Here is a 20,972-nt window from a genome sequence, read left to right as displayed (position 1 = left end):
GACGACGTCTCACTTCGCTTCTGTCAGAGGGCGTCAGACCCCCGCTCGCCGGTGCGGACCCGGACCACGGTGTCGACCGGGCTCACCCACACCTTGCCGTCGCCGATCTTGCCGGTGCGAGCGGCCTGCACGATCACGTCCACCACCTTGTCGACAGCCGAGTCGTCGACGAGCACCTCGATGCGCACCTTCGGCACGAAGTCCACCGAATATTCCGCGCCGCGGTACACCTCGGTGTGGCCCTTCTGCCGACCGTATCCCTGCACCTCGCTCACGGTCATCCCGAGGATTCCCGTCTGCTCAAGGCCCGTTTTGACGTCTTCGAGCGTGAACGGCTTAACGATCGCAGTAATCAGCTTCATGTTCTTCCTTATCCCTCCACGCCCGGGTGACGACCAAGTGTTGAACCCGCCCCGACCGTCGCGAAGTCGTAGCCCGTCTCGGCGTGCTCGGCCTCATCAGGTCCGGTGGATTCATCTTCCTCGTCAAGACGGAGTCCCACGGTGAACTTCACTATCAAGGCCAAGATAGTCGTCGCAATCGCGCAGTAGGCAAGAACCGCGCCCGCGCCCACCGCCTGGCGCCACAGCTGGTCGAATCCGCCGCCGTAGAACAGCCCGGTTACACCCGCGCCCGCTTCGGGAGCGGCCACCAACCCGATCAGCAGGGTGCCGAGGATGCCGCCGACGAGGTGGACACCGACGACGTCGAGCGAATCGTCGTAGCCGAGTTTGTATTTCAGTCCGACGGCCAGCGCACACAAGACGCCGGCGACCACCCCGATGACGAGCGCGCCGACGACGTTGACCGAGGAGCACGACGGGGTGATGGCGACAAGACCCGCCACGATGCCCGATGCCGCCCCCAGCGAGGTGGCCTTGCCGTCGCGGATACGCTCCGTCAGCAGCCAGGCGAGCATCGCAGCCGCCGTGGCTATCGTCGTGGTGACCATCGTCGAACCCGCCAGACCGTTCGACGCGGTGGCCGAGCCGGCGTTGAACCCGTACCAGCCGAACCACAGCAGGCCCGCGCCGAGCATCACGAATGGCAGGTTGTGGGGCCGCATCGGCGTGCTCGGCCAGCCCTTGCGCTTGCCGAGGATGATCGCCAGCACCAGTGCCGCGGTGCCCGCGTTGATGTGAACCGCTGTGCCACCGGCGAAGTCGATCGCGTGGAGCTTGTTGGCGATCCACCCGCCGGTCTCGGCGGTGCCGCCGTCGAAGGAGAACACCCAGTGCGCCACCGGGAAATACACCACCGTCGCCCACAATGCGGAGAACAGCAGCCAGCCGCCGAACTTGATGCGGTCGGCGACCGCACCCGAGATCAGCGCGACGGTGATGATTGCGAACATCAACTGGAATGCGACGAAGACCGTGGCAGGGAACGTGAATACCAGGGGAATGTTCACCGCCTCAGCGGCCTCAACTCCCGCGGCCGGGTCGGCGACAACCGCCTCGGCTCCGTTTCCGCCGATCAGCCCCTTCAAACCGAAGAACTGCGACGGATCACCGAAGAGGTTGCTGACGTCATTGCCGAACGCCAACGAATAGCCGTAGAGCACCCACAGCACCGTCACAACACCCATGGCACTGATGCTCATCATGATCATGTTGAGCACGCTCTTGGCGCGGACCATGCCGCCGTAGAAGAACGCCAGGCCCGGGGTCATCAGCAGCACCATCGCGGAACTGACAAGCATCCACGCGGTGTCACCGGTGTCCGGTATGCCCATTGTCGGGAATTGATCCACTCGCAGTTTCCTCCTTCGACAAGGCAGGGCCGCAAAGGTTTTACGACCGTTGGCCTGGTCCAAGACAATGCTGAGTGGTTGTTTCGGCTAAGACGCCTTGGTGTTTCGCTCGTGTGAACGGATACGCCGGTTACGTTTCGCCCGCGTTACATCGCGCTTTTCGGGCGCGTTGTGCTCACCCCAGAAGCGCGTCGACGAATGCTGCAGGCTCGAACGGCGCGAGGTCGTCGGGACCTTCGCCGAGCCCGACGAGTTTGACCGGCACGCCGAGTTCCTGCTGCACGCGGAACACGATTCCGCCCTTGGCGGTCCCGTCGAGTTTGGTGAGCACCACGCCGGTGATGTCGACGACGTCGGCGAACACCCGGGCCTGGGCCAGCCCGTTCTGGCCGATCGTCGCGTCGAGCACGAGCAGCACCTCGTCGACCGCCGCGCGTTTGCTCACCACGCGCTTGACCTTGCCGAGCTCGTCCATGAGCCCGGTCTTGGTGTGCAGCCGTCCCGCGGTGTCGATCAGGACCACGTCGGCGCCTGCGGCGATGCCCTTGTCGACAGCGTCGAACGCCACCGATGCGGGGTCGGCGCCCTCGGCGCCCCGGATGACGTCGGCGCCGACGCGCGACGCCCACGCCTGCAGCTGGTCAGCGGCCGCCGCGCGGAAAGTATCCGCGGCGCCGAGCACCACCCGGCGTCCGTCGGCGACCAGGACACGGGCCAGCTTGCCGACCGTGGTCGTCTTGCCGGTGCCGTTGACGCCGACCACGAGCAGCACCGACGGGTGGTCATCGTGGGGTAGCGCCCTGACCGAGCGGTCCAGTTGCGGGTGCAGCTCGGCGATGAGCACCTCGCGCAACACAGCCCTGGCGTCAGCTTCGGTGCGCACCCGGCCGCTGGCCAGCCGTTCGCGCAGCGCGCTGACCACCGACTCGGTGACGACCGAGCCCAGATCGGCGATCAGCAGGGTGTCCTCGACGGCCTCCCAGGAGTCCTCGTCGAGATCGCCACCGCCGAGCAGGCCGAGCACGCTGCGGCCGAGAGCGTTCTGCGACTTGGCCAACCGTCCCCGCAGCCGCTCGAGGCGACCTTCAGTCGGCGCAATGGCGTCGACATCTGGCGCAGTCGGCGCAATGGCGTCGACATCTGGCGCAGTCGGCGCAATGGCGTCGAGGTCAGGCGCGGGAGGCGCTTCCTGGGTCTCAGGGGGCGCGGGCGCGTCGGGCAGCTGGACCTCGGCGATGGGCCGTTTCGGGGCGTCGCGCGGGATGGAGGCGTCGTCACCGACGGCCGGCAGGCCGCTGGTGTCCAAGGACTGCGGAGGAGCCGCCGGCGCGGCGTTTGCAGATGACTGAGTGAACGTGATGCCCGAAGAGGCGGTGTAGCCGCCGGAGCGGTCAATGGCGGTGTCGGTGCTGGTCGACGAGTCGAGGCGGATCTTTGCGCGGCGGGATCGGACCAGGCCGACCACCACAAGAGCGACGACGACCAGTACGGCGATGACCGCGATTGCGATCCAGAGACCTTCAGACACCGTGTCATTGTCCCAGTGGCGGTCGACGACGGTGACGACCGGCCCTCGTGCGCCCGAACCAACAAGTGGGCGCAAAAGTGCGAGTAACTCACGCCATTTCGTCGATCACGGCGAGACAGGGACGAAGGAGCGCCGGTCAGCTCGCGGTCACCAGCTCCTGGCCGCGCATGCGCTGCGAAATCACCGCCGTGATGCCGTCATCGCGCATCGTCACGCCGTAGAGCGCGTCGGCGACTTCCATTGTCGGCTTCTGGTGGGTGATGACGATCAGCTGCGAGCGTTCCCGCAGCTGCTCGAACAAGGCGATCAGGCGGCGCAGGTTGGCGTCGTCCAGCGCGGCTTCCACCTCGTCCATCACGTAGAACGGCGAAGGCCGCGCCCGGAATATCGCCACCAGCATCGCCACCGCGGTCAGCGACTTCTCACCGCCGGACAGCAACGACAGCCGCTTGATCTTCTTGCCCGGCGGACGCGCTTCGACCTCGATGCCCGTAGTCAGCATGTCGTTGGGATCGGTGAGCAGCAGCCTGCCCTCGCCGCCGGGGAACAGCGTCGAAAACACTTGCTGGAATTCACGTTCCACGTCGACGAACGCTTCGGTGAACACCTGCAGGATGCGGGTGTCGACATCGGCGATGACGTCGAGCAGGTCCTTGCGCGCGGCCTTGACGTCCTCCAGCTGGGTGGACAGGAAGTTGTAGCGCTCTTCGAGCGCCGCGAACTCCTCCAGCGCCAGCGGGTTCACCCGACCGAGTTCGTTGAGTTCGCGTTCGGCCTTCTTCGCGCGACGCAACTGCGTCGGCCGATCGAACGGCATCGGCGCCGGCGCTGTGACCTGCTCGCCGCGTTCGCGGGCCTGTTCGTACTCGGCCATCTCGAGTTCGGACGGCGGCAGCGGCGCATCGGGACCGTATTCGGCGATCAGGTCGGCGGTAGCCATCCCGAACTGGTCGAGGACCTGCTGCTCGAGCTGCTCAATCCGAAGTGCCGCTTCGGCTTTCGCGACCTCGTCACGATGCAGCGCCTCGGTGACCGCGGCGATCTTCGTTGTGAGTTCGGTGACCTGCTCACGCACCTTCGCCAACGCCTCGATCCGCTGACGGCGTTCGTTGGCCAGGGCGTCACGGCGCCGCGATGCCACGCTCACCGTCGAGGCCAACCGTTGCGCCAGTGCACGTCCCGACTCCGCGACGGCCGCCGCGACGGCCGCGGCATGCTCGCGGGCTTCCCGCGCGCGCTGCGCACGCAGCCTGGCCTCGCGCTCGGCTGCCGCGGCGCGGCGCAGTGAATCCGCTCGTCCGCGAACAGCATTCGCGCGCTCTTCGGCAGTACGCACGGCCAGCCGGGCCTCGACCTCGGCGGCACGCGCGGCTTCGGCCGCCGCCACCGTCTCCTGGCGGTCGGCAGGTGCGGAGTCGACCAACGGCGCCTGCTCGGCGTTGTGCAACCGCTGCTCGAGCGCGGCCAGCTCCTCGACCGTTTGCACCCGGCCGGCCTCCAGCTCGTCGCGCTGCCGGATCAGCCGCTGCCACTCCTCGTCGGCAGAGCGGGCGTCCTGGCCAAGCCTGCCGAGCTGTTCATAGATCGCCGAGATCGCGGCGTCGGACTCGTTGAGCGCGGCCAAGGCGTGCTCGGCGGCGTCCTGACGCGCCTTCTGCTCTTCCAGCGCGCCGGCCAGCGCCGCGCTCAGCTCACCGACCTGCTTTTCAGCCTCGGCCAGTTCGGCGCGGGCCTTCTCGACCTCGGAGGTGATCTCGAGCGTGCTGGGCTTGCGATCCGACCCCCCGCTGACCCAGCCGGCGCCAACGAGATCGCCGTCGGTGGTCACAGCACGCAGTTGCGGGCGCTGCGCGACCAGATCGAGCGCCGCGCTCAGATCGCGCACCACTGCCACGCCCGACAGCATCGCTGTCAGTGCGCCGCGCAGCCGCGCCGGCACCTCCACCAGATCGCTAGCCCACAGCGCGCCTTCAGGCAGCGGACCGAGGGGCGCGGGCGCCTGGTCCGGCCAGTCGCCGAGCACGATCGCCGCGCGGCCGCCGTCGGACTCTTTCAGCGCAGCGACCGCGGACCGAGCCGCGCCGAAACTCTCGGCGGCGACGGCGTCGGCCGCCGCGCCAAGCACCGCGGCGACGGCGGCCTCGTAGCCGGGGCGCACCTTGACCAGATTCGCCACAGAGCCGAAAAGCCCTGCGCCGGAAAGGTTTCGCTGAAGCCACGCCGCGCCGTCCTTGCGGTCGAGACCTACAGAGAGGGCGTCGATGCGGGCACGCAGCGACGCCACATGACGCTCGGCGTTGCGTTCACCTGCCTGAAGTTCCGCCACGCGTTCGTCGGCTAGCCGCAGGGCGGCGACGGTTCGGTCGTGATGCTCGTCGAGCCCGACCTCGCCCGCATCGAGCTCACCGACGCGGCCCTGCACGGTCTCGAACTCGGCCTGCGCCTGCTGAGCGCGGGCGCCGGCCTCTTCGATGTTCACCGTCAACCGAGCGACCGTCTCGTCGATGGACTCCACGCGGGTGCGCATGGTGTCGACCTGGCCCGCCAGCCGGGCCAGCCCTTCGCGGCGGTCGGCCTCGGCGCGTACGGCGGCGAGGTGAGCGCGCTCGGCCTCGGCCGCGACCCTCTCGCGTTCGGTGAGTTCGTCGCGGGCCGCGGTCAGCCGCTCACGGGACTCGTTCAGTTCGGCCAGCAGTTGCCGCTCGTGGGCGGCGACCTCGTCGGCCTCGGCCTCGAGCGTCTCCGGGTCGGCGCCGCTGGATGTCTCGGGTTCGGTGTCGAGGTGCTGGGCGCGCTCGCTGGCGATCCGGACGGTCGCGCTGACGCGTTCGGCCAGCGCCGACAGCCGGAACCAGCTCTGCTGGGCGGCCTCGGCGCGCTCGCTGAGCCCCGCGACGGCCGACTCGTGTGCGTCGAGTTCGACGGTGGCGGTCTCCAGCTGGGTGGTCATCTCGTCGTGTTCGCGGCGCAGCGACGTCTCGGCCTGGTTGGTGTTCTCGAATTCGCCTCTGCGGCTGACGAGATCGTCGGCGGCAAGGCGCAGTCGGGCGTCGCGCAGATCGGCCTGGATGGTCTGCGCGCGGCGCGCCATCTCGGCCTGCCTGCCCAGCGGCTTGAGCTGGCGGCGCAGTTCGGTGGTGAGATCCGACAGCCGGGCCAGGTTAGCCGACATCGCGTCGAGCTTGCGGACCGCCTTTTCCTTACGCTTGCGGTGCTTCAGGACACCAGCGGCCTCTTCGATGAAGGCACGGCGATCCTCGGGGCGTGACTCCAGGATCTCCGAGAGCTTGCCCTGGCCGACGATGACATGCATCTCGCGGCCGATGCCGGAGTCGCTCAGCAGTTCCTGGACATCCATCAAACGGCAACTGCTGCCGTTGATTTCGTATTCGCTGCCGCCGTCGCGGAACATCCGTCGGGTGATCGAGACCTCGGAGTAGTCGATCGGCAGCGAGTTGTCGGAATTGTCGATCGTGACGGTGACCTCGGCGCGGCCCAGCGGTGGCCGCGACGACGTGCCCGCAAAGATGACGTCTTCCATCTTGCCGCCGCGCAGGGTCTTGGCGCCCTGCTCCCCCATCACCCAGGTGAGCGCATCGACCACATTCGACTTGCCCGAACCGTTGGGTCCGACCACGCAGGTGATGCCTGGTTCAAAGCGCAGAGTCGTCGGCGAAGCAAAGGACTTGAAGCCCTTCAGCGTCAGACTCTTGAGGTGCACGATGGGCCACACTACCGCCGCGAGGGCTATCGCTCGGTGAACCCCGCGATCGCGTCGCCCACTTCTGACCAATCGGCGATGACTTTCTCGACGCGGCCCGGAGTATTCCCGCTTTCCAGCAGGTCAAGCAGCCGTTGGCAGGCGTCGCGGGGGCCCTGCGCGACGACCTGGACACGTCCGTCGGAGCGGTTCGACGCGTATCCCGTCAGCCCCAGTTCCAGGGCCCGCGAACGCGTCCACCACCGGAATCCGACCCCCTGCACGTGGCCGTGCACCCAGGCCGTCAGCCGAACGTCAGCTAACTCCTGCATCAACAACCTCAAATGTCACTTCTGTCCCGGACTTGAGCGTCCGGCCGACCGTGCACACCTGGTCGATCGCCCGGCTCACGACGGTGAGTACCCGGACCCGCTCGTCTGCCGACAGCTCGGACAGGTCTAGTTCCATGCGCTCTTCGAGCAGCGGGTAGCGCTCCTGGTCGCGGTCGGCCGCACCGGACACCTTGATCGTCGTCTGGTAGTCCTCGCCGAGGCGGCGTTGGAGCGGGACGTCGCTGGCCATGCCGCTGCACGCCGCGAGCGCAATCTTCATCAGCTCGCCGGGGGTGAACACGCCCTCGACGTCCTCGCTGCCGACGAGCACCTGCGCGCCCCGCGTGCTGTGCCCGGTGTAGCGGCGCACGCCGGTGCGCTCGACCCACAGTTCCATCATGGTTCCTCTTCCTACAACGTCGCGCGAAACGATATTCCAGCACCAGAACTGCGAGTGGACGGGTGCTGGAATTCCGTTTCGCGGGAATCTAGGACCGCCGCACCCGCGGGCGGGGTTGGCATTTCGGGCAGTAGAAGGACGAGCGGTTCATGAACTTCTCCCGTCGCATCACCGCGCCACAGCGCCGGCATGGCTCGCCCTCGCGGCCGTAGGCGTCCAACGACCGGTCGAAGTAGCCGGACTCGCCGTTGACGTTGACATACAGCGAGTCGAATGACGTGCCGCCCTGACCGAGGGCCTCCGTCATCACCTCGGTCGCAGAACCCAGCAGCTCGCCGAGCTGTTTACGGCTCAGCGACGACGCCAGCCGTGCGCCGTTGATCCTGGCGCGCCACAGCGCTTCGTCGGCGTAGATGTTGCCGATACCCGACACCACCGTCTGATCCAAGAGTTGACGCTTGATCTCGGAATGCTTGCGCCGCAACACCGTAACGACAGCATCGCGGTTGAACCGGGGATCCAGCGGGTCGCGGGCGATATGGGCGACAGGGACCGGCACGTCGGTCCCGTCGACGGTCACCATGTCGGTCAGCATCCAGCCGCCGAACGTCCTCTGGTCGACGAAGCTCAGCGCCGTGCCGTCGTCCAGCAGCGTCGCGATCCGCAGGTGTGCCTCTGGCACGGATGCATCTTGTGCTCCTCGCGTGCGCGTCCCCACCAGCATCTGACCGCTCATCCCCAGATGCACGACCAACGCCGACCCGTCGCCGAGCGTCAGCCACAGATACTTACCGCGACGGCCCGTGCCCGTGACGCGCGTATTCAGCAGTCGCGCAGTGAGATCCGCGGGGCCGGCCTCGTGCCGTCGCACCGCACGGGGATGGTGCACGCGCACGGCCGTGATCGTCTTGCCGACCACATGTGCGTCGAGCCCCCGCCGAACAACCTCAACCTCGGGCAGTTCAGGCATCTACGTCAGAGTCGGCGAGGGCCGTCCACGCCGCGGCGGCCGCCTTCAACTCGGCTTCTTTCTTGGTGCGCCCGACTCCCCTGCCGTACTCGGTGTTGAACACGACGACGGTTGCGGTGAATTCCTTGTCGTGGTCGGGTCCCGTCGCGGTCACTACATATGACGGCGCGCCCATGCCGCGGGCGGCGGTCAGCTCCTGCAGGCTGCTCTTCCAGTCCAGACCCGCGCCCAGCGTCGGTGCGGTGTCGATCAACGAACCGAAAAGCCGCAGAATCACCTCGCGCGCCACCGACAAGCCGTGCTCGAGATATATTGCGCCAAGCAAAGATTCGATGCCGTCGGCCAGAATGCTCGACTTGTCGGCGCCGCCGGAGTTCTCTTCGCCCTTGCCCAGTAGTAGGTAGGCGCCCAGACCGTCGTCGGTCAGCGCGCGGCCGACGTCGGCGAGCGCCTGGGTGTTGACGATGCTGGCTCGCAGCTTGGCCAGATCGCCCTCCGAACGGTCGGGATGGCGGTGGTAGAGCTCCTCGGTGATGGTCAGCCCCAGCACCGCATCGCCGAGAAACTCCAGCCGCTCATTCGTCGGCAGCCCGCCGTTTTCGTAGGAATAGCTGCGGTGTGTGAGCGCCATGGTGAGCAACTCGTCGGGCATCTCGACTCCGAGCGCCTTGACCAGTGCGGCGCGATCACCCGTCACTTGTCGTCGGTCTCCAACATCGAGGCGAGCTTGGCCCAGCGCGGATCGAGCTTCTCGTGACGATGCCCGGGCTCGGCCGTCGCCATCGGGATACCGCAATCAGGGCACAGTCCTTGGCAATCCGCTTCGCACAGCGGCGAGAACGGCAGCGCCAGCCCCACACCGTCGACGACCGGCTGCTCTAGGTCGATGGTGTTTGGCTGGCCACTGGAGCCCACGTGTCCTACTTCATCAGGTTCCGTCGTGGCCTCGGTGGTGCTGTCCGGGTAGGCGTAGAGCTCGGTGAGGTCGATGCGGACGTCGCCGGTGATCGGTGTCAGGCACCTTGCGCACTCACCCGTTGTGGGCGCCGACACCGTGCCGGTGACCAGCGCGCCTTCCGATACCGACTCGATCCGCAGGTCCAACTCCAGCGGCGCGCCTTTGTCGATCGCCACCAGCTCGACGCCGATGCGTGTCGGGCTGGGCACCGTCTCGTGGACGGTCATCATCGATCCCGGTCGACGCCCCAGCCGGGCGATGTTGATCACGAGCGGCGAACGGGCATCCCTATGCCCCGAATAGTGGGAGGCCATACCTAAGATCGTACGACCCGCACCTGGCGGGCCGAGCCGAGTTAGCGCGCCACGTAGTCGTGCGTGCCGGCGGCCGTGCGCAGCTGGTGACGACCACGGCCCACCGAGCGCAGCGTCCCGTTGAGGAACTCCTCGAATTCCGCGAGCTTGTTGTCGACGTAGATGTCGCATTCGCCGCGCAGGCGGTCGGCCTCCGCGTGCGCCGCGTCGATGAGCCGGGTGGCCTCGGCGGTCGCCGACTGGACGATCTCGGTCTGCGACACCAGGCGTTGCTGCTCCTTGATGCCCTCTTGGACGGCCTTCTCATAGGAGAGGTTGCCGTTCTCGATGAGCCGGTCGGCCTCGGCCTTGGCCCGGCCGGCGCTGGCCTCGTACTCGCGCTTGGCCGTGGCGCTGATGCGGGCAGCCTCGTCGCGGGCTTCGGTGACCATCCGCTCGCTGTGCTGGCGCGCCTCGGCGACCATGCGGTCGGCCTGGGACTTGGCGTCGGCCAGCAGACGATCGGCCTCCGTGCGGGCGTGGTTCAGCATCGAATCGGCCTCGGCGCGCGCGGTCGCCACCATCGAGCCGGAATGCTCTTTGGCCTCGTTGAGCAGCTGGTCGCGCGCATCCAGCACGTCCTGGGCGTCGTCGAGTTCGCCAGGGATGGCGTCCTTGATGTCGTCAATCAGCTCGAGCACGTCACCGCGGGGCACCACGCAACCGGCCGTCATCGGCACACCGCGGGCCTCTTCGACGATCGCACCCAGTTCGTCGAGCGCTTCAAAAACTCGGTACACGGCACACCCTCCAGGCGTAGTTGTTGTTACCAGTGTGCCTGGTGTTACCGCTGTGACTACGCTAGCGCCGTCGGTGTGTCGCCCGCCGGCTGCCCAGCGGCCCCATCCAGGCCGGTCGTCTACTAGTTTCGTCACATTATGTCAACGCGTGCGCGGAGAGGATATCGGGCACAAACAAAGACCGCCCGCATGGGACGGTCTTTGTGTTCGACGAATTCGTTATCCGGTCGCCGCCTTGATCAAATCGCGGGCCCGATCGAGCATCGAAGCGAATGGGCCGACCGCGAAGTTTAGCTTCGCCGATTCGACGCCGGCATGGGGCCGCGTCGGCGCGATCGCCTCTGCGGCCTGCAATGCTTTCGCCATCCGCTCGAGGTCATCGGAGCTGAGCTTGCGCTCTAGCTTGTTGAATTCCTCGGTTTCCTCGTGATGGGCATGGTCGACGACGGCGTCGCGGAACGTGGTCAATTCAGAGATGAAATCCTTTGAGGCGACGTCCATCTTCTCCAGTTTCGACAATTGCTCCTTGGCGGAATGCTCTTCGGCGAGCCTGGCATCGACAATGGCGTCCCCGTCGCGCAGTTCGTGCCGGGCACGCGGATGTATCACCATCTCCTCGGCCGTCTCGTGGACGGCGAGCAGCTGACGCAGCTCGGTGAAGGCCTTTTCGCGCGCCTCATCGCTGGAGGCGGCGAACACCTCTTCGAACAGGTCCTTGATCAGGTTGTGCTGATCGGTCAAAAACTTGACCGCGTCGTCGGTCGACTGCACGAATGTCTCGACCATAGGGAACTACCTCCGATATTTATGGGCTGATGGGCGCAGAGGGGCTGTCGCGCCACCCCAGGGCTACCCGAGCGTGCGGCAGGTTAACCCTTGAGCTTGTCGCGCAGGCGCACGTTGACCGGATCGGGCAGCAGCTCAGAGACGTCTCCGCCGAGCGATGCCACTTCCTTGGCCAGCGACGACGACACGAAGGAATACCGCGGCGTGGTGGCGACGAAGAACGTGTCCACCCCGGCGATGTGCTTGTTCATCTGCGCCATCTGCAGCTCGTATTCGAAATCGGTACCGGTCCGCAGACCCTTGACGATCGCAGTCAAGCCCAAGGCCTTCGCGAAGTCGACGACTAGGCCCTGGCCCGATTCGGCGCGCAGGTTCGGCAGGTGCGTCGTCGACTCCTCGATCATCGCGATGCGTTCGTCGACGTCGAACATCCCCTTCTTGTTGGGGTTGACGAGGACAGCCACCACGACCTCGTCGAACTGGGCGGCCGCGCGCTCGAAGACGTCGATATGGCCGAGGGTCACCGGGTCGAAGGATCCCGGGCATACCGCGCCGCTCATGGGTCGAGACGCTATCAGGGCAGCTCAGACCCGACCGGTTGCGACGGCCATCTCGAGGCGGGTGTCGCCGTAGCGCCGGGCCTGCCACGGTTGCCAGCCCAGCGGCCAGCTCAGCTCGGGCCCCGATGCGCTGCGTTCGACGACGACGACGGTGCCCTCGGTGGTCCAGCCGCGGGCGGCGAGGGCGGTGAGCACGTCGCCCAGCTCGTCGGCCGCGACGGCGTACGGGGGGTCGGCGAAAACCACATCGACCGGCGCGTCGGTGCCTGCGGCGAGCACCGAGGCCACCGCGCCGCGGTGCACCCTCGCACCCGTCACGCCGAGCGTCTTGATGTTCTGCTCGATGATGGCCGCGGCCCTGTGATCCGACTCGACGAGCAACGCGGTGGCCGCACCGCGCGACAGCGCCTCCAACCCGAGCGCCCCCGACCCCGCGTACAGATCGAGCACGGCAACACCGGCCAGGTCCACGCGTGCGGCCAGCACGTTGAACAACGACTCGCGAACCCGGTCGGTGGTGGGGCGGGTGCCCCGCGCGGGCACCGCGATCCGCCGGCCGCCGAATACTCCGGCGATGATGCGGGTCAGCTCACCACCACCAGCAGGTCACCGCCTTCGACCTGTGCCGTCGTCGATACCGCGATCCGCTCGACGGTGCCGGCCTTGGGCGCAGTGATGGCCGCCTCCATCTTCATCGCCTCGATGGTTGCGACGGTCTGGCCGGCCTCGACGGTGTCGCCGTCGGTGACGGCGACGGTGACCACGCCCGCGAACGGCGCGGCGACATGGTCGGGATTGGCCCGGTCGGCCTTCTCGGCGGTGGGTACCTCGCTGGCGATGCTGCGGTCGCGGACCAGCACCGGACGCAGTTGTCCGTTGAGGATGCACATGACGGTGCGCATGCCGCGCTCGTCGGGTTCGGAGATGGCCTCCAGCCCGATCAGCAGTTCGACGCCGCGCTCGAGCGTCACCCGATGCTCGTCGCCGCGCCGCAGGCCGTAGAAGAACTGGTTGGCCGACAAGCTCGAGGTATCACCGTACTGATCGCGATGGGCATCGAATTCCTTTGTCGGACCAGGGAATAGCAACCGGTTGAGACACGCCTGACGCTCGGGACCCGGCGTGGCCAGCACCGTCTCGTCGTCGGCGGTGAGCTCCTCGGTCGGCTTCGCAGGCGGCCTGCCCGCCAACGCCTTGGTGCGCAGCGGTTCAGGCCAGCCGCCGGGCGGGTCGCCCAACTCGCCCCGCAGGAACTCGATGACCGAGTCCGGAATGTCGAATCGCGCAGGGTCAGAGGCGAATTCGTCGGCGGTCACACCGGCGCCGACCAATGCCAGCGCGAGGTCGCCGACCACCTTCGACGACGGCGTCACCTTAACCAGCCGGCCGAGAATCCGGTCGGCTCCCGCATAGCTTTCCTCGATTTCTTCGAACCGGTCCCCCAACCCGAGCGCAATGGCCTGCTGACGCAGGTTGCTCAGCTGGCCACCGGGAATCTCGTGCCGATACACGCGCCCCGTCGGCGCAGGAGGGCCGGCTGCGGCAACATCGAAGGGCGCGTATACCTTTCGCAGCGCTTCCCAATATGGCTCGAGCTCGCACACCGCAGCCAGCGACAAGCCGGTGTCGTATTCGGTGTGCGCGGTGGCGGCGACGATCGAACTCAACGCGGGTTGGCTGGTGGTGCCGGCAAGCGGCGCCGCCGCTCCGTCCACCGCGCTGGCCCCCGCCTGCCAAGCCGCGAGGTAAGTCGCCAGCTGACCGCCGGGGGTGTCGTGGGTGTGCACGTGCACCGGCAGATCGAACCGCGATCGCAGCGCCGAAACCAACGCCGTGGCGGCCTGCGGTCGCAGCAGCCCGGCCATGTCCTTGATCGCCAGCACATGGGCACCCGCGTCGACGATCTGCTCGGCCAGCTTCAGGTAGTAGTCCAGCGTGTAGAGCTTCTCGCTGGGATCGGAAAGATCGCCGGTGTAGCTCATCGCGACTTCAGCGATGGCGGAACCGGTTTCGCGCACGGCGTCGATCGCGGGCCGCATCGACTCGACGTTGTTGAGCGCATCGAAGATGCGGTAGATGTCGATCCCGGTGGCCGTCGCCTCCTCCACGAATGCTTTGGTGACGACTTCCGGGTACGGCGTGTAGCCGACGGTGTTGCGTCCGCGCAGCAGCATCTGCAGACAGATGTTGGGCACGGCTTCCCGAAGCGCAGACAGCCGCTCCCACGGGTCCTCCTTCAAAAAGCGAAGCGCCACATCGTAAGTCGCCCCACCCCAGCATTCGATCGACAGCAGCTGCGGCATCATCCGCGCCACATACGGCGCCACCATCAACAGGCCGTTGGTGCGCAGCCGCGTCGCGAGCAGCGACTGGTGCGCATCCCGGAAGGTGGTGTCGGTGACCCCGACCGCAGGCGAGTCGCGCATCCAGTGTGCGAACCCCTCGGGTCCCAGCTCGTCCAGCGCCTGTTTGCTTCCCTTGGGCGGCGCCGCCTCCAGGTCGATCTGCGGCAGCTTGTCGTGCGGATAGACCGTCGACGGCCGCGGACCGTGCGGCTGGTTCACCGTCACTTCCGCGAGGTAGTTGAGGATCTTCGTGCCGCGGTCGGCAGGTGTGCGCGCGGTCAGCAGGTAGGGCCGCTGATCGATGAACGAGGTGGTGATCCGGCCCGCCCGGAAGTCGGGGTCGTTCACCACGGCCATCAGGAACGGAATGTTCGTCGATACGCCCCTGATCCGGAATTCGGCGAGTGCGCGGCGGGCGCGGGCGATCGCCGCGGGAAAGTCGCGTCCGCGGCAGGTGAGCTTCACCAGCATCGAATCGAAATGCGCGCTGATCTCCGCACCGAGATTGGTACCGCCGTCGAGGCGGATACCGGCACCGCCCGGTGAGCGGTACCCGGTGATGCGGCCGGTGTCGGGCCGGAAGCCGTTGGCAGGGTCCTCGGTGGTGATCCGGCATTGCAGAGCAGCCCCGTGCAGCACCAGCGTGTCTTGAGTCAACCCGAGCTGGTCGAGGGTTTCCCCGTCGGCGATTCGCATCTGGCTGGCGACCAGGTCGACGTCGGTGATCTCCTCGGTGACGGTGTGCTCCACCTGGATTCGTGGATTCATCTCGATGAACACGTGGTGGCCGCGCTCGTCGAGTAGGAATTCGACGGTGCCCGCGAACGAGTAGTCGATTTGGCGGGCGAACGCGACGGCGTCGGCGCAGATCTTCTCGCGCAGCTGCTCGGGCAGGTTCGGGGCGGGTGCCAGCTCGATGACCTTCTGGTGGCGGCGCTGCACGCTGCAATCACGTTCGAACAGGTGCATGACGTTGCCGTGGGTATCGGCCAGGATCTGCACCTCGATGTGGCGCGGGTTGAGCACCGCCTGCTCGAGATAGACCATCGGGTCGCCGAACGCCGACTCCGCCTCGCGGCTGGCGGCTTCGATCGCCTCGGGTAGGGCAGCAGCATCGGCGACTCGGCGCATGCCGCGGCCGCCACCGCCGGACACCGCCTTGACGAACAACGGAAAGTCCATCCCCGCGGCAGCCTCGACGAGTTCGTCGACCGACGAACTGGGCTGCGAAGACTTCAGGACAGGCAGGCCCGCCGCGCGGGCGGCCTCGATCGCGCGCGCCTTGTTGCCCGTCAGCTCCAAGACTTCGGCGCTGGGTCCGACGAACGTGATGCCGGCCTCGGCGCAGGCAGCGGCGAGATCGGGGTTCTCCGACAAGAACCCGTAGCCGGGGTATACGGCGTCGCAGCCCGCCTGCTTGGCGACGCGGATGATCTCGTCGACCGACAGATAGGCGCGAACCGGGTGGCCCGTCTCCCCGATCTGATACGACTCGTCGGCCTTCAACCGATGCTGGGAATTGCGATCTTCGTACGGATACACCGCGACGGTGGTGATCCCCATCTCGTAGGCGGCGCGAAACGCACGGATCGCGATCTCACCGCGATTGGCCACCAGGATTTTCGAGATCACCCAAGAACCCTAACGCCCACGTCGAAGCGGCTAGGAAAGCGTCGACCAGTAGCTCCAGAACCGCACCAGGATCATCAGGATCAGCGCGGTGAACCACAGGGTGACCAGCGACCAGCGCCACTGGTAGACGACTCCTACCACACCACCGTCAAGGTGGGGCTGCAGCGCGAGAGCGGCCACCACCACCAGAAGCGGGATGGTCACCGCCCATACGACCATGCAGTACGGGCACAACGCGCCGATGCGGTACAGGCTCTGGAAGATCAGCCAGTGAATGAACGCGACGCCCAGCAGCGTGCCGAGGGCAAGGCCGCCCCAGTACCAGCGGGGCAGCCGCACCTTGGCGATCGCCAGCACACCGGTCACGACGACGATGGTGAACGACACGATGCCGATCAGCGAATTCGGAAAGCCGAACGCCGACGCCTGCGGAGTCACCATCACCGAACCGCAGGAGAGCACCGGGTTGATGCTGCAGGACGGCACGTAGTTCGGGTCGATCAGGATCTCGATCTTCTCGACCGTGAGCGCGAGCGCGGCCGCCAGCCCGAGTACCCCCGCGACCAGCACATATACCGCGCTGGAGGTGGGCACCGCGACACATGACCGCGTGCCCTCGGCGGCCTCGGCGGCGTCATCCGCGGTGAACGTCACGGCGCGGCCGGCGCCTTGCGGTCAGGGTTGGGCGGCAACGCCACCAGGCCGGGCACGTCGCCGACGATTCCCTTGATCTTGTCGACCAGCGCCTGCGGTGTGTCGAGCTTGTATTCCTCACCGTTGATCTTGATGGTCGGGGTGGACTGGACGCCGGCCGCGGCCGCGAGGCCCTGGGCCATCTCGACGTAGCGGCCCTTGTTGATGCAGTCCGGCACGCCGCCGCCGGCGCCGGCCTGGCGGGCGATCTCGATCAGGCGGGCGTTGTCGGGGAACGGCCCGACGTTTTCCTCGGGCTGCTGGGCGTAAAGGGCGGCGTGGAAGCGCCGGAACGCGTCTATCGATTCGTCGGCCACGCAGTAGGCCGCGTTGGACGCGCGCGATGAGTATCCGTCGCCGGCCCGATCGAGGATGGAGACCATGTAATAGTCGGCGGCCACGGCACCGGTGTCGATGAGCTTGTTCACCGTCGGGCCGAAGTTCTTCTCGAAGTTGCCGCATGCCGGGCACAGGAAGTCCTCGAACATGCTGAGCACCACCTTGGGCTCCGTGGTGCCCTCCTTGGTGATGACCGAATCCGACGCCACCCGGATGGACTTGACCTCACCCGAGGCCGGTTTCTTCTCGCCGCCCATCACGATGTAGAGCACCAACCCGACGCCGAGCAGCACCACGATCGCGGTCAGCCCGACCTGGATCAAACGGTTGCGCCGGCGATCAGCGGCGTTGAGGTCGTAGCGGGCGTTTTTCTTGGGTTTCGTGGCCACGGGACAAGGGTACCGGCGCGGTTCACGCCGCTTGTCAGCTGCGGCTCAGATGTTCTTGCAGCGCCGAGATGATCTCGTCCATAGCGGTCGCACTGCCGCCGCCCAGCGTCATGAAGTTGGGGAAGGCGTGAATCAGTGACCCGTACTCGCGGAAATCCACCGAGTTTCCCGCGGCGCGCAATGCCTCGGCGTACAACCGGCCCTCGTCGCGCAGCGGGTCGAAGCCGGTCGTCACCAGAATCGACGGCGGCAGCCCGGCGAGATCGTCGGCCAGCAGCGGTGACACCCGGGGATCGGCGGGGTCGATGCCCGAGCCGCCGATGTAATGGCCGCGGCCGAATTCCATGTCCTGGCGACGAAGGAAGAACCCCTCGGCGAACAGGCCGTAGGACCGGGTCTGGCCGGCGAAGTTGGTGACCGGATACAACAGCAGTTGTAGGGCGGGCCGCGGTGCGTCGTCGTCTCGCGACCGCAGCGTGACCACCGCGGTCAGGTTGCCTCCTGCGCTGTCGCCGCCGACGGCCACCCGCTGGGGGTCGGCTCCGAGTTCGGCGGCGTGCTCGCGGGCCCACAGATAGCCGGCGTAGGCGTCATCGATCGCCGCGGGAGCCTTGTGCTCGGGGGCAAGCCGGTAACCAACGAACAGCACGTGCAAACCGGCGTTCTGACAGATGAGCTCGCACAGGTGGCCGTGGGTTTCCAGGCCGCCGACGACGAAGCCTCCACCGTGGTAGAAGACCAGAAGCGGCGCGCCCTGGCCGTCGCGGGGACGGTAGTGCCGGACCGGAATCGCGCCGGCGGGACCCTCGATCGTGAAGTCCGTCGACGTCACGTCAACGTGGAGCCTGGGAAATCGCGATGCCGTCAGGTTCAGCCGCCTCCGCGCGGTCGGCACGTGGTGGCTGAGGATCAGTCCTTCCCTGCCGCTGAGCCGCTGTGCGGTCAGCACGAACTGCAGTGTGGTGTCCAGTGTGTTGCCGTCGATGCTGACCGAGCGCCCGCCCAGCAGCGCACGCTTGACGCTGTCGGGCATCCGGGCGACTGCACGCAGCGTCGGACCGCCGGTCACCGTGAGCAGTCGGTCCCGCAGGTCGGGCCGCGCGGCGACGGTGTTCACGCCGCGGGGGTCTCAGGTTGCGGTGGCAGACTCGGAGCCAATGACTTCTCCCTCGCTTCCCTCGCTGACGCTGACCGATGCTAACGCCATCGCAGAACGCCGCCTCGACGCTGGCGTCAGCCGCGCGGTGAAACGTCCGGTACTGATTAGGTGGCATATCCAACTCGGCAATATAGTCATCCGGAGTCGGTGATCCCCAGAGCGGATTGTGAGCAACGTTGACGTGTTCGAACCTTCGCTGACCGAGTAGCGAACTCGGTCGGGACCCGATCCACGGAACTTCCATTGGCCAACTCAGTAGGGATAGGTGACATGACTTCGGCGGCTGCAATTCCTACCGTGACGCTCAACGACAACCACACCATGCCGGTCCTCGGCCTGGGCGTCGGCGAGCTGTCGGATGCCGAGACCGAGGAAGCGGTGGCCGCGGCGCTGGAAGCGGGTTATCGGTTGATCGACACCGCAGCGAGCTACGGCAACGAGGCCGCGGTCGGGCGCGCGATCGCCGCATCGGATGTGCCCCGCGAGGAACTGTTCGTCACCACCAAGTTGTCGACGTCCGATCAGGGATTCCAATCGTCGCAGGACGCCCTCAAGGCGAGCCTGGACCGGCTCGGGCTCGATTACGTCGATCTCTACCTGATTCACTGGCCCGCCGGTGAGCACGGCAAGTACATCGACAGTTGGGGCGGGCTGATGAAGTCTCAGTCGGTCGGGCACACCCGGTCGATCGGCGTGGCCAATTTCCACGAGGAGCACCTGTCCAACATCATCGATCTGTCGTACGTGACACCGACCGTCAACCAGATCGAGCTGCATCCCCTGCTCAACCAGTCGACGTTGCGCGGGGTACACAGCGACCGCGGGATCGTCACGGAGGCCTACGGCCCGCTAGGCGTCGGCAGGCTGCTGGAAAATCCGACGATCGTCTCGGTCGCCGAGGGTCACGGCAAGACGCCCGCACAAGTGTTGATCCGGTGGAGCATTCAACTGGGCAACGTGGTGATTCCGCGCTCGTCGTCGCCAGAGCGGGTGAGGTCGAACCTCGAGGTGTTCGATTTCGAGCTGACCGACGATGAGATGGCGACCCTCAACGGGCTCGACGACGGCACGCGCTTCCGTCCCGATCCCGACACCTACACCGGCAGCTGACTTCAGCTCCCCGCGAGGACAAACTCAGGCCGTCGGACAGGTGGCGGCGGCGTCGTGCAACACGGCTGCCGACGGCGCGTCGACGGGCAATCCGTAACCGCGCAGCACCGCGATGAATTGAATGGCGTACTGACAGCGGAATGCGACGTTGGGCGGCATCCACAGCGCCGGTTCGGAATCCCCCTTGTCCTGATTGGGTTGACCCGCGACGGCGAGCAGGTTGGCCGGATCGTTGGCGAACCGCAGCCGTACGTCGTCGGGCCAGTCCCGGGCACCGAGATCCCAGGCCAGCGCCAACGGAACAATATGGTCGATCTGCACCGAGGCGCCGGTCTGGTTGCCGCGCATGAACGGGATCGTCGCGTTGGTGTAGGGATCGTGCAGCGTGCCGGTCGCTACGGCGTGGGGACACCGCTTGATTGACACGTAAGTCTTGTCGACCAGGTCACGGTCGAGGATGTCGTTGCGCGTGTCGCACCCGTTGTGACCGCCAGGCGCAGAATTGTCGTCGGTCCACGACTCACCGAATGCCGCTCTGCGATAGTCGAATCCACGGATCCGCACCGGAATCTGCGGGATTCCGCCGAGGACATCGACACCGGGAGCGACGATGGGTGCGTCGGCCTGTGCGACGAACAACGCGGCGCGTTCGTTCGCCGAGACCAGCGTCTGGATGGCCACCAAAACAGCTACCGTGACGCCGAGCGCCAGCCACATCAGCCGTATGCGGCTCATGACTTATCCAGGTATTCGACGCGCTCGGTATCGGTGAATTGCGCTGCCAGAAGCGCCATTCCGGGATGGTCGGGATTGTCCTCGTAGTGTGCCCAACGCGACGGTGATGTTCGTGATGGACGCCGACCGGTTCGGCGTCAGCCAGCTCCATCAGCTGCGCGGGCGTATCGGCCGCGGGGAACATGCCAGCCTGTGCCTGCTGGCCACGAAGCTGCCCGAGGCGTCCAAGGGGGGCGAAAGGTTGAAGGCGGTGGCGAGCACGCTCGATGGGTTTGCGCTTGCCGACCTCGACCTGAAGGAGCGTCGCGAGGGAGATGTGCTGGGCTACAACCAGTCCGGCCGCCCCCTCACGCTACGGTTCCTATCGTTGTCCGAGCACCGCGACATCATCGAATGCGCGCGCGACTTCTGCCGGGCACACTACGAGGACAATCCCGACCATCCCGGAATGGCGCTTCTGGCAGCGCAATTCACCGATACCGAGCGCGTC

General features: G+C 66.8%; 19 protein-coding genes and 1 pseudogene. 2 read left to right on the top strand and 18 right to left on the bottom strand.

Annotated features, from left to right (window positions below):
• Positions 1-23: 23 nt before the first annotated feature.
• The 17 genes from A5651_RS17050 to A5651_RS16970 form a co-directional block, all read right to left on the bottom strand.
• Positions 24-362 carry a P-II family nitrogen regulator gene (locus A5651_RS17050; protein ID WP_066983268.1) on the bottom strand — a complete coding sequence of 113 codons (339 nt, stop codon included), beginning with the start codon at positions 360-362 and terminating at the stop codon, positions 24-26.
• 8 nt (positions 363-370) lie between these two features.
• Positions 371-1,753 (bottom strand): ammonium transporter, encoded by a 1,383-nt coding sequence (locus A5651_RS17045; RefSeq protein WP_197496653.1) that lies wholly within the window; start codon positions 1,751-1,753, stop codon positions 371-373.
• A 175-nt stretch (positions 1,754-1,928) separates the two neighbouring features.
• Complete coding sequence (gene ftsY, locus A5651_RS17040) at positions 1,929-3,281, bottom strand: signal recognition particle-docking protein FtsY (protein WP_066983480.1); 1,353 nt, start codon at positions 3,279-3,281, stop codon at positions 1,929-1,931.
• Positions 3,282-3,417: 136 nt separating this feature from the next.
• Positions 3,418-7,002 carry a chromosome segregation protein SMC gene (smc, locus tag A5651_RS17035; RefSeq protein ID WP_066983477.1) on the bottom strand — a complete coding sequence of 1,195 codons (3,585 nt, stop codon included), beginning with the start codon at positions 7,000-7,002 and terminating at the stop codon, positions 3,418-3,420.
• A gap of 26 nt (positions 7,003-7,028) precedes the next feature.
• Positions 7,029-7,313: an acylphosphatase gene (locus tag A5651_RS17030; RefSeq protein ID WP_066983260.1), complete on the bottom strand. Its 285-nt coding sequence runs from the start codon at positions 7,311-7,313 to the stop codon at positions 7,029-7,031.
• Positions 7,297-7,713: an OsmC family protein gene (locus tag A5651_RS17025; RefSeq protein WP_066983257.1), complete on the bottom strand. Its 417-nt coding sequence runs from the start codon at positions 7,711-7,713 to the stop codon at positions 7,297-7,299. Before A5651_RS17025 ends, A5651_RS17030 begins: the two co-directional genes overlap by 17 nt.
• 88 nt (positions 7,714-7,801) lie before the next feature.
• Positions 7,802-8,683, bottom strand: coding sequence for a bifunctional DNA-formamidopyrimidine glycosylase/DNA-(apurinic or apyrimidinic site) lyase (gene mutM, locus A5651_RS17020; RefSeq protein ID WP_066983254.1), 882 nt, complete (start codon positions 8,681-8,683; stop codon positions 7,802-7,804).
• Positions 8,676-9,380 carry a ribonuclease III gene (gene rnc, locus A5651_RS17015; RefSeq protein WP_066983251.1) on the bottom strand — a complete coding sequence of 235 codons (705 nt, stop codon included), beginning with the start codon at positions 9,378-9,380 and terminating at the stop codon, positions 8,676-8,678. Before rnc ends, mutM begins: the two co-directional genes overlap by 8 nt.
• A complete protein-coding gene (locus A5651_RS17010; RefSeq protein ID WP_066983248.1) occupies positions 9,377-9,955 on the bottom strand; it encodes a DUF177 domain-containing protein in 579 nt (192 codons plus the stop codon). Before A5651_RS17010 ends, rnc begins: the two co-directional genes overlap by 4 nt.
• 41 nt (positions 9,956-9,996) lie before the next feature.
• Positions 9,997-10,734: a cell division protein SepIVA gene (gene sepIVA, locus A5651_RS17005; RefSeq protein WP_066983245.1), complete on the bottom strand. Its 738-nt coding sequence runs from the start codon at positions 10,732-10,734 to the stop codon at positions 9,997-9,999.
• Between the two features lie 219 nt (positions 10,735-10,953).
• Complete coding sequence (locus tag A5651_RS17000; RefSeq protein ID WP_066983242.1) at positions 10,954-11,520, bottom strand: hemerythrin domain-containing protein; 567 nt, start codon at positions 11,518-11,520, stop codon at positions 10,954-10,956.
• An 83-nt stretch (positions 11,521-11,603) separates the two neighbouring features.
• Entirely contained in the window at positions 11,604-12,080 is a 477-nt protein-coding gene (gene coaD / locus A5651_RS16995; RefSeq protein WP_066983239.1) for a pantetheine-phosphate adenylyltransferase, read from the bottom strand.
• Between the two features lie 24 nt (positions 12,081-12,104).
• Positions 12,105-12,668 carry a 16S rRNA (guanine(966)-N(2))-methyltransferase RsmD gene (gene rsmD, locus A5651_RS16990; RefSeq protein ID WP_066983237.1) on the bottom strand — a complete coding sequence of 188 codons (564 nt, stop codon included), beginning with the start codon at positions 12,666-12,668 and terminating at the stop codon, positions 12,105-12,107.
• Complete coding sequence (locus tag A5651_RS16985; RefSeq protein ID WP_066983235.1) at positions 12,665-16,057, bottom strand: pyruvate carboxylase; 3,393 nt, start codon at positions 16,055-16,057, stop codon at positions 12,665-12,667. The genes rsmD and A5651_RS16985 overlap by 4 nt, the downstream gene beginning before the upstream one ends.
• 30 nt (positions 16,058-16,087) lie before the next feature.
• Positions 16,088-16,711 (bottom strand): vitamin K epoxide reductase family protein, encoded by a 624-nt coding sequence (locus A5651_RS16980; RefSeq protein WP_066983231.1) that lies wholly within the window; start codon positions 16,709-16,711, stop codon positions 16,088-16,090.
• Positions 16,708-17,478 (bottom strand): DsbA family protein, encoded by a 771-nt coding sequence (locus A5651_RS16975; RefSeq protein WP_066983228.1) that lies wholly within the window; start codon positions 17,476-17,478, stop codon positions 16,708-16,710. Before A5651_RS16975 ends, A5651_RS16980 begins: the two co-directional genes overlap by 4 nt.
• Before the next feature lie 34 nt (positions 17,479-17,512).
• The gene (locus tag A5651_RS16970; RefSeq protein ID WP_066983224.1) at positions 17,513-18,595 is read right to left on the bottom strand and encodes an alpha/beta hydrolase; all 1,083 of its coding nucleotides are present in this window, start codon (positions 18,593-18,595) and stop codon (positions 17,513-17,515) included.
• 312 nt (positions 18,596-18,907) lie between these two features.
• Here A5651_RS16970 and A5651_RS16965 point away from each other — a divergent pair, with 312 nt between their 5' ends.
• Positions 18,908-19,747 carry an aldo/keto reductase gene (locus A5651_RS16965; RefSeq protein WP_066983221.1) on the top strand — a complete coding sequence of 280 codons (840 nt, stop codon included), beginning with the start codon at positions 18,908-18,910 and terminating at the stop codon, positions 19,745-19,747.
• Between the two features lie 24 nt (positions 19,748-19,771).
• On the opposite strand, the gene A5651_RS16960 is transcribed toward A5651_RS16965, so the two are convergent.
• On the bottom strand, positions 19,772-20,482 hold the full coding sequence (locus tag A5651_RS16960; RefSeq protein ID WP_066983218.1) for an HNH endonuclease family protein: 711 nt from the start codon (positions 20,480-20,482) through the stop codon (positions 19,772-19,774).
• Between the two features lie 88 nt (positions 20,483-20,570).
• On the opposite strand from A5651_RS16960, the pseudogene A5651_RS16955 reads away from it, so the two are divergent.
• Positions 20,571-20,972 (top strand): annotated as a pseudogene (locus tag A5651_RS16955) (ATP-dependent DNA helicase RecG); the annotation flags it as partial.

Source organism: Mycobacterium sp. 1274761.0 (genome assembly GCF_001668615.1).
Taxonomy (GTDB): domain Bacteria; phylum Actinomycetota; class Actinomycetes; order Mycobacteriales; family Mycobacteriaceae; genus Mycobacterium.
Note: the sequence above shows the minus strand (reverse complement) of the source record. Positions and strands in the feature narration are given on the sequence as shown.